Raw genomic sequence first — 15075 nt, 5'->3', positions numbered from 1 at the left:
TGGGGTCATGTGAAAGCAAACTTAAGGACTCTCCTGCTGAGACCAAATACCTATAATACAGGGTTACTTTATTAAGCGATCTGTATTAAAGATTAATATAAGCGCTATGAAAATATTTTGGCAAATTGTTAAGCGGCATCCTATCTCGATAGCTATCTACTTACTTTACATTAGCTTTGCGTATTTGGTTATTATTGCAAAATGGCGGTTTACGCGAGCGCTCCCTCAAATACATGGGGGCGAAAAATTAGCCTGGGGCGAAGGAGTTATGTATGGTATACTTTTTCTTTCCTTCACGGCGATTTTATTTGCCAGCATAATTTTAATCTTTTCCTGTTTTGATAAAGGCCCAAAGAAATTTTATTGGTGGCTGTTACTTGCTATTATAATGCCTATCGCTCTTTGGTTTTCAATCTGAATTGGATCAGCTAAAATATCCGGTGACATTATTGGTGACATCATATTGTCAGGAAACAGCCACCCAAAAAATGACGCAAAAGTCATGAAAAGTGTGCCAAACTGTATCATGAAATCAGATTCACAAAATCAACTACCTTATTTTAAGCAGGTTATAAAAAACAGTGTACCAAAGTGTATCATCAGGACACATTCAATTTGGCACACCGTTATGTCAGCTTGCGCTCGTCTGCGACGAGTGCCTAATTGGTAAAGCTGTAGCTTTTACCCGCCTCTGTTTTAAAGCTGTATTTGAAGCCTTCGTTGGCTTTGGTAGCTGTAACGCCTGCCGCTGCGGGTTTCAACGCGCTTAAGGCCCTGAGTTTACACTCGCCCCCTGCTTTTGATCTGATGGTTAGTTTGGTAAGCTTGCCGTCTTTCCACTGCATGTCGGTAACCTCAAAGTCGCCACGGGCCATTAGGCCTTGCACACTGCCGGTGGCCCATGCCCTTGGCAGAGCAGGCAATAGCTGGATCTCGTCGGTCTGGCTTTGTAATAGCATCTCTGCAATGCCGGCGGTATAGCCAAAGTTGCCGTCAATCTGGAACGGCGGGTGCGCGCATAACAGGTTGGCGTAGATACCGCCGCCGTTGTTATAGTCTATCCCGTTGCCGCCAACCGGGGTTATAAAGTTGCTAATAATGGTATGCGCATGGTTGCCGTCCTGCAGGCGGGCCCAGAAGTTGATCTTCCACGCCATTGACCAGCCTGTCGAGATATCGCCGCGTGCCAGCAAGCTAACCTTTGCCGCATTGGCCAGCTCCGGCGTCTTTATGGTGCTGATCTGCCTACCAGGGTGCAAGCCAAACAAATGCGATGCGTGCCGGTGCGTATCTTTCGGGTCGTCTCGATCAGTTTCCCATTCCTGCAGCTGACCCCACTTGCCTATCTTAGGCTTAAGCAGGTGATCTTTTAGGTCGGCAATATGGTCGCGGTAAGCCTTGTCGATCCCCAATATATCCGCCGACTCAATGTAATTGGTGAACAGGTCATACACGATCATTTGGTCATAGGTCACGCCATCCTCTGTAGGCCCATGCTCCGGCGACCAGCCCATCGGCGATACCAGTGTACCGTCTGCCCGGTGCTTTAAGTGGTCGTCCCAAAACTCAGAGATCTCCTTGATGATGGGGTAAGCAAAGTCCTTCAGGTATTTGGTGTCTTTGGTAAAGGCGTAGTGTTCCCAAAGCGCCTGCGCGTACCACGCGCTGCCGGGGGTGTTCCACAAGTAGCTTTCGCCGCCCATGGGGTTGCTTTCAGTCCGCAAGGTCCAGCCGCGCACGCCCGGGTACTCCTTTTGGGTGTTGATCTTCCTGATCTCACGTATCGCGTTGATATGGTCAAGATACGGGTAAGCGCATTCAGACAGGTTGGTTGACTCCACCGGCCAGTAGTTCATCTGTATGTTGATGTTGGTATGGTAGTCGCCACCCCATGGCGGGTTGTTGCTTTCGTTCCACAAGCCCTGCAGGTTTGCAGGCAGGCCGCCCTTTCTTGAAGAGCTGATCAACAGGTACCTGCCGTACTGGAAGATCAAGGCCTCTAACTCCGGGTCGAACGTCTTCTTATAATTAACCAGCCGCTGGTTGGTCGGCAGAGCCATGGCTGCAGCCGGTGTTGTGCCCAGGTTTAAATGCACACGGCCAAACAGGCTTTGGTAATCGGCAATATGGTCTTTCAGCAAGACAGCATATGGCTTGGCCGAAGCTTCTTTTAAAACCTTTTCTATTTTGGTAGCGGGTGCTTCGCCGCGCCAGTTTGTAGCGCGGTTGTTGTTAAAGTCGGTAGCACCGGTAAACAATATGGTGATGGCATCCGCATCAGTTATCTTTATCTGCTGTCCGCCTTTAGGATCGGCTTCGGTAGCGCTTTTACCGTTCTCCAACTTTACCAGCGCGGTGGCCTGGTAAGCCATACCGTTATTTAACTTCCCGGCAAACTGTATGCGGTCGCCGTTAACTGATGGCTGGGTGCCATGCTCATCGGTTAAGTGCAGCACACCTGATAGAGCACCCTTTTTACTTGCGGTAAACCTTAAAACCATTACCTTATCGGGGAAGCTGCAAAAGTATTCGCGCTTGTATTTCACACCGTCCTTAGTGTAGCTAATCTCGCTGACAGATCTTGAGAGATCGAGCTCGCGGCGGTAATCAGCCGGAACGTCTTTGGTATCGGCCCCGCTAAAGTCAATAAGCAGGTTACCGAAAGCTTGGTAAGCGCCACGGTCATGCTCATCGCCTGTCCAGAGCGTGTTATCATTAAACTGGATCCGTTCATGGTCAATACCGCCAAAAACCATCCCGCCTATTCGGCCGTTACCTATGGGATAAGCATCGGTCATCCATTCTTTGGCGGGGCGGTTGTCCCACATCTTTTGTGCCGCTGTCCGTTCTGTTTGGATCAGACAAAGCAGCAGGGCCATACCTATACTGATGAACTTAATGTTGAATAGTTTCATGTTTGTAAGTTGATATAATGGTGCTTCAAAACTAACCCAATACGATTTTGGATTAATCAACTTTTCGGGCATTTCATTACTTTATTTTGCCCTGCGCGGCATCCGGGTTTGCTTTAAGGTAGATACGGTATAACTCAAAGAAATCCGGCGCGGTAAGCAATTCAATTTTAGGGTCAAGCTTCTTTAGCTCGGCCACTACCTGCACATACCATGACGGGCTTTTCAATATATTCCTGAACCAGTGGAACGGGATCTTCCTGTCATGGATGCGATTGTAAATGATCTTAGCGGCCTCTGCCGGGTCCTCGTTCACATCCGCATCCGACCGGATCACCGGCATATCGCCATGCAGCAGGGTAAGCGGTACCTTTTGCGGCACAATACCGTTGGGGCTAAAAGCGGCATAGGCATCAAGCCCGTGCTGGTTAAGCGGTGGTGCCTGCCCGTCAATAATGAAACCGGTTATGGTTAGCCCCCATTGTTTGTAGTATGGTTTGTTATGCGCCACCCAGGCATCCAGCCCATCGGGCAGACCTGACAATGGCCTCGGGGCCTGCAGCATACCCGGCATCAGGTAGCCGGCCCCGTTATCCGCGGCAGCGAAGTAATCATTCGGGCTGGCGGTTTCACGGCGATAGTCCAAAGCCATAGGCACACGCTCTGCCAGTACCGGGCTGATGCACCACATCATGGGCACTTTACCACGGTTTTCATCATCCCATAAGGTAGGTGTAGTTTGCGATACCCACGACGATGCATCATAATCGCCCACATAAAATACCACGAAGTTGCGGCCTTTATAATCTATCTTGTCATCGGCGGTCAGATAGCCTTTCTTCTGTAGTTCAGCAGGGGTTACCCAGTTTTGTTTATACTCCTTCTTGAGCGGGAAGTGCTGCCAGAACGAGGCATTTGCCAGTGCGCCGTAACCAATGGCATCGGCATCTTTAAAGGCATTATAGGCGCTGATAATGCGAGAATACTCCCACTCGGTCGCTACATCCTCGTGCCGGCCTTTGGCGTGTTGGGTATATTTAAATGCCCACGGCGGGAAGCCGCCCAGGTAAGTATAATCTTTGCCTTTGTTTTGATTGTAAGCGGTAAGCAGGATCTCTTTAAGCGTATTAGCATCGGTGCCGGGCTTTTGCGTTGGGTCGTCGGTAGCGGCTTCGTCGACCCAGGGGCTTAGGTCGAAAAAGAAACCTTTGCGGCTGATGAAAAAGTCATGGTTTGACAGCGTATGGTGATTAGGGTTAGCCAGAAAGGGATCCTTTAACCATTGCTGATCGATATAATAAGCGCCGTATTTGGTGTTGACCTTACCCGGTTTCATGTACTTCTCTAAAAACCATAGGTAGGCATCATTCTTGGCAGATCCGCTTGATGCACGGCCGGTTCCGGGGATAGTGCCTTTACCCGTAAACAACGACGAGCCATCAGCATTGATCAGGCTTACCCGCACCGGGATCTTTGGCCCGCCGGTTATGATCTGTGAATAAAGACTGTTTGGGTTGGTATCATAACGGATCACGATCAGGTCGTCCCCCCCGGCGATAGATGAAGCTACGTTGCTGGTGGCAGGTACGTTAGGATCATACACCACAGCGCCTTTGATCTTGTTTTTGTAAGCGGATATCAGGTCTACCACGTTTTTATAAACTATGGTGTCGCGCTTGCTGAGCCACTTGCCGGGCGCGCGGTACTTGTTCCACCAATAACGGTCGATATCGGCATTTCCGTTTTTTACCAGGAAGACATACAATTGCGGTACGGTACGGTTTACAATACCTTGCAACGAAGCCACGGTGTGGGTATAATCCCAGGCGTTGTTGATAGACTGCTGATCGCCCTGTTTAAATTGAAGGGTAAAACCCAGGTCTATCATGCCAACTGGCGGCAGCTTTTTTGGCTGTGCGAAAATAGAATTAAAGCTAATGGCAATCAGCGCCATAACAAGCAAGCTCTTTTTCATCAGTAGATCATATAATTGGTTATCAACAAATGTAGTATTTGTAAGTAATTATACGCCATGCCGCTATTTTAAACCTGCTGTAAGCTTCAGATCTTTTATCAGGATGCCCGCATCGTACGTCCCCGGAATTTCCCAGCCCACATTCATCTCGCCTATAGCCATATCGCTTAATTTGCTCCCTTTTAAAAAACCACGTTGCTGCGCGGTATTAAAAGCTTTTACAAGCATGGGGTAAACATCCTTGTTAATAGCTATCCATTGCTTATTGTGCATAGTACCGGCATACAGTTCTGCACTGCTTACAGCGGATATAAATTTCTTTGTTGCATCGTCTTTTCCCATATCCTGGGCACCGTAAGGCGCAATTTCAGGGTAGCGATAATCATACAAAGGCAAGCCAAACCAAAAGTAATCCCTATACCCTGCCGAACTTGGATTTAAATTCTGTATGGACATAAACAGGGTAATTTGTGCTGTATGCAGGCCTGGGTTATAGGCATCGCCTAAATGATCAATAGCATAAAGTAGTTTTGCCTGTATGCTATAGTTAAGATGCTGTACATGGCTTAGCTCGATGGGTGTGGCGTACTGCTGTTCAAGTAATAAATGCGGCCAGCTCTGGTTATTTTTTCGTGGTGAGGTATATTCGGCCGAGCCTTTAACTTCTAAGCCGATGATGGTGTGCCTGCCTTTTTTCAGAAAGGTTATCCGCTTACCGGCATTCTGGTATATAACCGTATCATGATCTACAACAGGTTTATCACCACCTAAAACAAAACGGCTTGCCCATTGCACCACGCGCCATGATGGTTTGCCTTTAGTTTTGCCAAACGGATAGATGGTATCTGTAACATTGGGTTGTGATGAATTACTACCGATAACGCTAATACCATTTGCAAAAGCAGGATCAGTAATTACCGCTACTTGCTGATTTGACCGGCTTACTTTTCCGGCCGAGCATCCCAAACAAATAAGCATCAACAAAATATAAAGAATATTTCTCATAAAGGGTTGACTGTTTCCATTTTGATCATAAACAATAAAAATGGTATTAATACCGCAATAATTATGATTTGACGGATAAAATTTGTTTTTTTGGCTACAATAAAAATAATTGCCAACCCGCAAGTATACTAACCAATTAAGCTATTAAACAGATTTTATAATATTTAGTAATGCACTAAGCTGCAGCAAGAATGTTGCGGCCAATATAAATTAACAATCAAACAAATGAGCCAAAAAGCAGCTTTTACCGAGAAGAAATTCGTCGTCACCTTTATTTTTGTCACCTCGCTATTCCTGATGTGGGGTGTACTGCACTCTATGAGTGATGTATTAAACAAACACTTTCAAAACGTATTAAATCTTTCAATAGCAGATTCCGGATTGATCCAGTTCTCTGTATTTGGCGCTTACTTTATCATGAGTTACCCCGCAGGTTTCTTCATGAAAAAATTTGGCTATAAAGCCGGCGTAATTTTAGGCCTGGTTTTATTTGCACTTGGTTTGTTTCTGTTTGTGCCCGCAGCCAACGCGGCTTCGTTCACCTTTTTCAGGATAGCCTTATTTATAGTAGGTTGCGGCATGGCTACGCTTGAAACCGTTGCACACCCTTTTGCAGCTGCATTGGGCGACCAACGTAAAAGCGACCTGCGTGTAAACTTCGCGCAAACATTTAACGCGGTTGGTACTATCATCGGCCCAACTATCGGCGCATTTTTCTTGTTGAGCGGCGATACGGTTAAATCAACCGACCTTACATCGGTAAAAACTTTATATGTAGCTATTGGCATTGTTGTATTGCTGCTGGCTCTTGTGTTTGCATTTTTAAAGATCCCGGCATTGGTTGATCCTCATGCGGCTGCCGAGTCAAATGATCCGGAAGCATTAAATGTTGACGTCGCCCCGCAAAAGGGTTTATTTCAACATAGCCATTTTGTTTGGGCCTGCGTTGCGCAGTTTTTTAACGTGGCTGCACAAGCAGGTACCTGGGCCTACTTTATTAACTATGGTGTAAATATTATGCACTTTAGCGATGAAAAAGCAGGATACTTTATGAGCTTGTTTATGGGCATGATGTTATTGGGCCGTATTGTAGGCACTTCGTTAATGACGATAATAGCGCCTAATAAACTGTTAACCATTTTTGCAGGCGGCAATATATTGATGTGTATCATAGTTGCACAACACCTGGGCTGGCCATCATACATCGCATTGCTGATGATCAACTTCTTCTTCAGCATCATGTTCCCAACCATCTTTAGTTTAGGACTAAAGAACCTGGGCAGCCATACGCAACAAGCATCATCGTTTATCGCGATGGGTGTTGTGGGCGGCGCTTTATTCCCTTTCGTTATGGGACAGGTTGCTAACCACAATGTGGCACAGGCATATTACCTGCCAATTATTTGCTACGCGGTGATCTTTTTATTCGGCTTTAAGTTTTATAAGGTTAAAACAGCTAAACGATAATCGATTTAAAGCATTCATAACCAAGAACCCGGGCCAGTTTGGTCCGGGTTCTTTTGTTTTTGACATTGTTGGTGTTGTCACCAACAAATACCGGAATGTGTTCAACAAAACGCGACCTATATCTCTAAGCTAAGTTTTAGTATGGCTGCGATATTAAATATCAAAAAGTACAAAAAATAGAATATATCTAATCATACATTACTGCACGTAAGCATGTATTTTCGTTAGCAAGACCTTTGTATAACCGCCTTAATTATTTATTCATGAATTACCTGGCACGTGCGTTCGGACACCTGTATGCAAAAGCAAGTCTCAAACGTGCTTTTTGTCTGATCCTTGTCCTGTTATCAGGATTCGGCTGGCAGCAGGCGTATGCGCAGATCACCGGTTATCCGCCTATCTCTGCTAAAAAGGCCGGGCAATTAAACCCGCACTCGCCAGACCCGATCTTCAATTATACCTGGGCCGGCCCAAAGGCTACCGATGGGTTAGAAAGCTATACTTTATCGCCGGTCAGTTGGTCGGTATCAAATCCGCATAGCTTTAATATGAGCGGTTTTAAAAAGACCGGCACTATAGTAGTAAACGGCAAGGGCGATATCCGTTTCGATTTCGGCCAAACCAATGCGGCCTTGCTTGAATTTGACAGCCCTGATCTGCAGGACAGTGTACAAATGAGTATCAGCGAATATAACCAGCCACCCAACTATTCGTCAAACTATCCGCCCAAAACGTTATCGCCCAAAAAACATGGCAATACGTATCGGCTTGAATTGAATCCTGACCTGTATGAAGGCGTACGGTTTGGCTGGATCCATATGCGGTCATTTTCTAAGACCTGGCATATCACTGCCGTGCGTTTGGTTTGCCAGGTAAGGCCCACTAACTATAAAGGCAGCTTTTCATGCAGCGATACACTGTTGACGCGGATCTGGTATACCGGCGCGTACACCGTGAAACTAAACCTGCTTAAAGATTATTTAGGCGCGATACTGATGAACCGCGGCGACAGGTTCTCTTGGACGGGCGATGCCCACCCCGCGCAGGCTGCATCAATGGTGGCATTTGCTAATTATGATTTTGTGAAGAAGAACATCGATTATACATCGGGCCAAAGTAATGGTATCAGGAGTTATGCGCTTTATTGGGTGCTGAGCCTGGTAGATTACTACAAATATACCGGTGACTCGCTAACCCTAAAAAAGTATACCGATAATGCCTGCGCTAAACTGGACGACGCTTATAAAGTTTACGACACCAATCCCAACCTTGAATACTATGGCTGGGATGAACGCTTGGGCGCAGGGTTTGAACACCCCAATCTGCCCGAACCGCAGAACGCTTACAAAATGCTCTCCATCCGTGCGTGGAAAGAGTTTGCTGCGGCCATGGCTGCTTGCGGCCGGGCAGATCTGCAAGACAAATACAATAAATACGCTACCGAAGAAATGGCCAACCTGAAGAAAGATGCAGCCTGGTATAAAGACTTCGGCCTGCACGCGGGCGCTGATGCAGTGACTACGGGACTTCTAAATATTGATGAGAAGAAAGCGATCTATGCCAAGAGCTTTACCGATAAGGTGAACCGCATCTCTTACTCGCCATTTAATGAATATTTTGTGATTCAGGCGTTTGCGTTGATGAATAAATATGACGATGCTTTAATCTCGATCCGAGATCTGTGGGGCGGGCAGATAAAATATGGGGGCACTACCTTTTTTGAAGATTACCGCCCGTCATGGAACGCGATGGTTGGCACGAACGGGCCTGTGCCTACCAATCAGTGCGGCTTTACCAGCCTGTGTCATCCCTGGGGCGCAGGTGTAACCAAATGGCTAAGTGAAGAAGTACTGGGTATAAAGCCCACCTCGCCCGGTTTCACTACGTTTAACATATTACCGCATTTGGGTCGCACGCTTACTTATGTTTCTGGCAAAACGCATACACTGTATGGTGATATCAGTGCGGACTTTAATGTTGCTACCGGGATATGTAGTATATCTGTACCGACAGGCACAATCGGCCGGATCGGCATTCCGAAGGTGGAGAAAAACATCCGCAGTATAAAAGTAAATGGGGTGTTGTTATGGGATGGCAGGTACCACCCAATTGATAGTTTTGGCGGGGCCAGCGAGGACGCTGATTTTGTTTACCTCACCGGTGCGCAACCCGGCAAGTATAAGTTTGTTGTCGATTACAATGGCGCTACGCCTAAATATATTGAACCCTTTGCGTCTTATGCTGCTAAATACATAAGTATGGATTCAAAAACCGGCGGCAATTGGGGAGGCATTTACGGCAAGGATGGTTATGTGTTGTGCAACTATAATGGCGACGGGAAGGACAAAACGGCCTTACCACCGTATGTTACTTCTGTAAACTACTACAAGGTAAAAGGCAACGGCCTGCCGCTTAACCTGACCAACGCTTCAAAAACTAACGACCGCCGGGCATTGGCCCCCGACCCTACCAACGGCTACCCCAGAACGGCTGCCGGTTTATATGCCATGGACGGCGATCAGATAGGTTACACTTTCACGTCAACCATCGCCGTAAAAGGCGAACATAATTACCGGGTATCGCTCTATTTCCTGGATTGGGACAACACAACAAAACCTATTGAAGTTGAAATGTTTGATGCTGAAACATCAAATATAATAGCGCCTGCAAAGATGATTAAGAGCTGCACAGGAGGTGTGTACCTAACCTATGCCTATAACGGACCGGTTAAATTCAGGATCAATATGTCGCCAAATAGTAAGGCGGTATTAAGCGGGATATTTTTTGATAAGGATAAGTGATCTGTACATAAAGAAACTGGTTTTACTTAAATATGATCGGTGATCTTTTTCACAACGATTTTCAACTCAGCAAGGCTGCTTGTACTTGTCCTGGTATTGATTTTTATGTTAAATACATACTTTCCTTTTCGCACCATCATCAGGTCAAAATTTTGATTGTCGGTATGGTAAAGCGCTTCATCGCCTAAATGATCAACAGCCTGTGCCCCGTTAGCGCGATTAGAAAGATAGACATCCGAAAATCTTTTTTTGGCACCTGCAATATCATTATATGCTTCAAACAAAAAGTAAACCGTTCCAATTTTGCCGGTTTTCTGATCTTTACTGTCCGCTTTGTAACCACATAAATACGAAGATTGCAACGCCTCTTTTTTTGAAACACTGTCTGTTAAATGCGTAGCAGAACCCATGATTTTGTCGGCCTCTGACTGGGTAAACAGTTTGGCCGGGGTAATTGTAACCTGGTTTGTTTTATACCCGATTGATATATGGCCAAAATTTGTAATTATAAGCCATGACACTAATGCAAATTTGGTTAGATACATATCACAACATTTAAATTAATAAATATCGGTACTATTTATTACCGTTTTATTTTTTATCCATTTTTTCAAGCAAGGCCAGGATTTTATCCAGTTTATCAATTTCAATGGCATTTAGTTTTATTTGGAGCTCCTCAATCTCTTTTTTGGCTTCCACATTTGTCCTGAAATCTTCGTCGGCCTGGGCACGGTCGCGGTCGCTTTGGCGGTTTTGCGCCATCATAATAATCGGTGCCGCATAGGCTGCCTGTGTAGAAAAAAGCAGGTTGAGCAGAATATAAGGGTATGGGTCCCAATGCTGCGTATAGGCCACAACATTTAACACCATCCAAGCCGCTACTATTAGCGTTTGGATAATAATGAACCGCCACGAGCCCATGCCACTGGCAACCGAATCGGCCAAACGCTCGCCAAAATCGCTGGATTCAATATGCTTTTTATACCAGTTTTTAATACTTACTTTTCTGTGATTTTCCATTTTAAGAGAGATGATTTTAAATGATCGGGGTATTTAACAATAAGGTGTTCTATGTCCGTAAATATATAAAAAGCGCTATAGAATGTTTGCCCTGGTATGTTAAGTTATTAAATAACAAGGGGCTGCCCCTTTTGAGGCAATCCCTTGTATACAAATACCAATTATCTAAAAAATCAATATCCCGGGTAGACCTGGTGAGATTCGGGGATTAAAAGTCAAGGATATAGACTTAAAGAAAGGGATAATTACTATAAGAGCATCAGTAAAGAAAAGCACCACGAATGTAAAAAGCCAAACTGTGGAATTTGTAGAAAATTTCATGAAAGAATTAGAGAAGTTGGATTTAGCAAATTGTAATCCTGAACATTTTTTAGTAGGTTCTACCACCAATATAGTTGGCGAACTTCAGGTTGGAATAAATACACCATATTAATCACCTCTTTTAAAAATATAGATTAGAAAGAATCGCTAGAAAATCCATATTTGAAGGATAGCGAAAAACTTCAAAACAAGGGTTACGATTTGTATTCATTTAAACATACGAGTAATATCAAAAAACACAACAGCGGTTGGACGTTGGCTCAAATTATGAAAGCAAACCGCCATACCAGTCTTTCCATGACCGAACTTTATTTAAAGAAAACTAGGTGCTTTTACAGAAACGAAACATTTGAATGTTCCGGCGACATAGCCTGTCTGATGAAACTTAAATGAGTACTAACTACCTGTAATTTAATAGAAGCTGTTTTAGACCCTATAACATTTACAATCATTCTTGTTGTAATTGTTTTGGGTATCGTGGCCTTATTAAAGGCTAACATATTAAATGAAGTAATGCTTACCAATAATAAGCAAACCGTAAGCTTTCTCTTGGAAATTAGTAAGTTGTTGATTATCATCACGGGAGCAATAGCCGCTTATCTGAGATTTTTCAAGGGACACCTTTTTCTTTCTAAAATTGAATTTCAGATAAAACATAAAATGATTAGGTTAAGCGGTACGAATAAAAGGCATTTTCTCGACATAGAAATCAAAAATATTGGCGATTACACTGTTTATAACCCTACAGTCTATGTAAACGTTTTTTATATTCCTGAAGTCATTGAAAAGACTAGGTACTTTATTAAAGATGGAAAAGGCCGGATCAATGACTCTGGCAAACATATGAACCACGTATTAAGGGCAAAAACATTAACTAGTTTAAGTTATGAACTTTCAGTTAACAACCCAGAAATTGTTGCGATTAAATTTGAAGTAGTGATAACGTTGAAAAAAAGGACGTGGCGAAGAACGCTAATCGCAGAAAATAACAATGTGGATAGCCAGCACACTCCCACAATCACTCCATAACTCTGCATTAATGAATTGTTTTGAATGCTATTAAACGTCGGTCAGGCATTACCTTTAACAAAAAAGCCACTTACAAATATTTGCAAGTGGCTGATTATCAGGTGGAGAATATCGGAGTCGAACCGATGACCTCTTGCATGCCATGCAAGCGCTCTAGCCAGCTGAGCTAATCCCCCTTTTAAGGTGGCAGTTTTCGATTAGCAGTTGTACTGTCTATCGCGAACGGACGGCAAAAATAGCAAAATTTATTAATCAGCAAATGGTTTGATCGTTAATTTAATCATAATAAAAACTTAAGATGGCTACATCTAATCACATAGGAAATATATATCCCTTAATCAAGCCCATCGCTTTACGACTAATACAAATGTTTTAAATTACTAAAGCCGGATTATATTTTTAACTTTAAATGTTATTTCTACGAATTTCACAATTTGTTAAATGCGACAAACCGACCTCACATATCAACTACTTAACCGTTACTTAAAAAACGGCGGAGAGATGGGCCAGCTAATATGCGGTTTCGATTGGGAGGACACGATTTTAGGCAGCCCCGATGATTGGCCTCAAAGCCTGCTTACAACACTGGGCATCATCGTTAATTCCAAATATCCGATGTTTTTATGGTGGGGGCCTGAACTTATTCAGTTTTATAACGATGCTTTCAGACCCAGTCTGGATAAAGACGGTAGACACCCTACTGCTTTGGGTCAGCGCGGCGAAGATTGCTGGCACGAGGTATGGCCCGTAATTAAGCCGTTAATTGATCAGGTAATGAATGGCGGCGAAGCCACCTGGAGCGTGGACCAGCTGATCCCGATCTTTCGCAATGGTAAAATGGAGGATGTGTATTGTACGTTTAACTACAGCCCGGTGAACGGCGAATCAGGCAAAACGGAAGGCGTGTTAGTGATCTGTAATGAAACCACCGACCTGGTGGCCACGATGAAGGCAAAAGAGGAATTAAAAAACTCTGAAGAGGTATATCAGATACTTTTTACATCGAGCCCCCTGGCTAAATGGGTGTATGATTTTAAAACGCTGAAAATACTTGATGTTAACGACGCGGCACTGACACGATACGGTTACACGCGCTCAGAGTTTTTGAATATGACGGCCATGGACCTGCGCCCGCCTGAGGAAATTCCGAATTTAATGGCTGCAAGAAATGTGGTTGACTGGGGCGCAGGAACTATTTATCCGGGCACGTTTATCCATCAGCGTAAAGATAAAACAAAGCTACAGGTTGAAATATGGGGCGCAAGGTTTCTATTTAAAAATACCGATGCTCTGATGGTGGTAGCAAACGATATCACCGAAAGCCTGTACTATCAAAAACTGGACAAACTGGAGACGAAGGTACTGCAAATAAACATGAAGCAGGATTCGAACCGACATAGTGTGTTGATGAGTTACTTATCGGGCATTGAAGAAATTCATCCCGGTATGTTATGTTCTATGCAACAGGTAAAAAACTCACAGATGTTCACGCTGGCTTCACCGGGTTTGCCTAAAGATTTTTTGGATGCCGTAGAAGGCTGCAAAATTGGGATCAACGCAGGTTCTTGCGGTACAGCAGCCTTTACCCGCCAAAAGGTGATAGTTACCGATATAGCCAATGACCCGCGTTGGGCCGATTATAGAGAGCTCGCCGCCCGTTTCGGCCTGAAGGCTTGCTGGTCGGCGCCGATTTTTGACAAGAGCGGCAATGTGATGGCTACCTTTGCCAATTACTTTCACGAGGTGCGTGCACCCAGCGAATATGAAGAAAATACCATTAAAAGAGCGTGTCGCATTTTACATGTTATTTTAGAAAACTTTCAACGCGAGGAATTGCTTAAAGAAAGTAACGAAAAATATGTCTATGCAACCGAAGCTACTTCCGACGCTATCTGGGATTGGGATTTGCAAACCGAAATAATCTCATGGGGGCAAGGTTATAAAACTATTTTTGGTTATGACGAGGGCTCGGGTACCGGCGACAAGCAAACCATCGCTGCACACATTCACCCGGAAGATGTTGACCGCGTTTTGGAAGGTATTGGCAAAGCCATAAACAGTCAGCAAACTAATTGGCATGACGAATACCGCTACATTAAACAAGATGGCACGTGCGCCTATGTAATTGATAAAAGCGTTATTATACGCAATGCCGGAGGCAAGGCCACCCGTATGGTAGGCGCCATGCAGGATATAACAAAGCAGCATCAGAAAGAACAAATGTTGAAATCGTTAAACGAGAAATTGATAGAAATATCGTGGATGCAATCGCATATTATCCGTGCCCCGCTTACACGGATCATGGCTATTGTACAACTAATTAAAGATGCAAAGTTAACAGACAGCGACAGAGACGAGGCGCTTGAATACCTGCTGATCTCGGCTTACGAACTTGATGAGGTTATTAAAAATATAACGGATAAATCAATCATGGTGCTGAAATGAGAATAATTTAGCACATCCAACACAGGAGTAAATAAAATCTTAGATATTCCTTTCAAAACCTATTAAAACAATTGTCAGTTTATAGTCAATTAACGCACTT

Annotated in this window: 10 protein-coding genes and 1 tRNA gene; 5 read left to right on the top strand and 6 right to left on the bottom strand. The window is 44.4% G+C overall.

The window, feature by feature from the left end:
- Positions 1-106: 106 nt before the first annotated feature.
- Positions 107-418, top strand: coding sequence for a hypothetical protein (locus FO440_RS07980; protein WP_144247664.1), 312 nt, complete (start codon positions 107-109; stop codon positions 416-418).
- 241 nt (positions 419-659) lie between these two features.
- Here the strand turns inward: FO440_RS07980 and FO440_RS07975 are convergent, their stop codons facing one another.
- The 3 genes from FO440_RS07975 to FO440_RS07965 all read right to left on the bottom strand — a co-directional run bounded on the left by FO440_RS07975 (position 660) and on the right by FO440_RS07965 (position 5892).
- Positions 660-2915, bottom strand: a complete 2256-nt coding sequence (locus FO440_RS07975; RefSeq protein WP_186292600.1) for a glycoside hydrolase family 95 protein — start codon at positions 2913-2915, stop codon at positions 660-662.
- A 76-nt stretch (positions 2916-2991) separates the two neighbouring features.
- A complete protein-coding gene (locus tag FO440_RS07970; RefSeq protein ID WP_144247662.1) occupies positions 2992-4887 on the bottom strand; it encodes a GxGYxYP domain-containing protein in 1896 nt (631 codons plus the stop codon).
- 63 nt (positions 4888-4950) lie between these two features.
- Entirely contained in the window at positions 4951-5892 is a 942-nt protein-coding gene (locus FO440_RS07965) for a hypothetical protein (protein ID WP_144247661.1), read from the bottom strand.
- Positions 5893-6117: 225 nt separating this feature from the next.
- Between FO440_RS07965 and fucP the strand changes: the two genes are divergently transcribed.
- Both fucP and FO440_RS07955 read left to right on the top strand, forming a co-directional pair.
- Positions 6118-7359 carry an L-fucose:H+ symporter permease gene (gene fucP, locus FO440_RS07960; RefSeq protein WP_144247660.1) on the top strand — a complete coding sequence of 414 codons (1242 nt, stop codon included), beginning with the start codon at positions 6118-6120 and terminating at the stop codon, positions 7357-7359.
- Between the two features lie 263 nt (positions 7360-7622).
- Positions 7623-10160 (top strand): alpha-L-rhamnosidase C-terminal domain-containing protein, encoded by a 2538-nt coding sequence (locus FO440_RS07955; protein WP_144247659.1) that lies wholly within the window; start codon positions 7623-7625, stop codon positions 10158-10160.
- 26 nt (positions 10161-10186) lie between these two features.
- Here FO440_RS07955 and FO440_RS07950 read toward each other — a convergent pair whose 3' ends face one another.
- Both FO440_RS07950 and FO440_RS07945 read right to left on the bottom strand, forming a co-directional pair.
- Positions 10187-10705, bottom strand: coding sequence for a hypothetical protein (locus FO440_RS07950; RefSeq protein WP_144247658.1), 519 nt, complete (start codon positions 10703-10705; stop codon positions 10187-10189).
- Positions 10706-10751: 46 nt separating this feature from the next.
- Positions 10752-11180: a DUF1003 domain-containing protein gene (locus tag FO440_RS07945; protein WP_144247657.1), complete on the bottom strand. Its 429-nt coding sequence runs from the start codon at positions 11178-11180 to the stop codon at positions 10752-10754.
- A gap of 798 nt (positions 11181-11978) precedes the next feature.
- Here FO440_RS07945 and FO440_RS07940 point away from each other — a divergent pair.
- Positions 11979-12530 carry a hypothetical protein gene (locus FO440_RS07940; RefSeq protein WP_144247656.1) on the top strand — a complete coding sequence of 184 codons (552 nt, stop codon included), beginning with the start codon at positions 11979-11981 and terminating at the stop codon, positions 12528-12530.
- Positions 12531-12632: 102 nt separating this feature from the next.
- On the opposite strand, the gene FO440_RS07935 is transcribed toward FO440_RS07940, so the two are convergent.
- Positions 12633-12706, bottom strand: a tRNA-Ala gene (locus FO440_RS07935).
- A 265-nt stretch (positions 12707-12971) separates the two neighbouring features.
- Between FO440_RS07935 and FO440_RS07930 the strand changes: the two genes are divergently transcribed.
- Positions 12972-14975: a PAS domain S-box protein gene (locus FO440_RS07930; RefSeq protein ID WP_144247655.1), complete on the top strand. Its 2004-nt coding sequence runs from the start codon at positions 12972-12974 to the stop codon at positions 14973-14975.
- The last annotated feature ends 100 nt before the right edge of the window (positions 14976-15075 follow it).

Origin of the sequence: Mucilaginibacter corticis (genome assembly GCF_007558865.1) — a bacterium.
Taxonomy (GTDB): domain Bacteria; phylum Bacteroidota; class Bacteroidia; order Sphingobacteriales; family Sphingobacteriaceae; genus Mucilaginibacter; species Mucilaginibacter corticis.
Note: the sequence above shows the minus strand (reverse complement) of the source record. Positions and strands in the feature narration are given on the sequence as shown.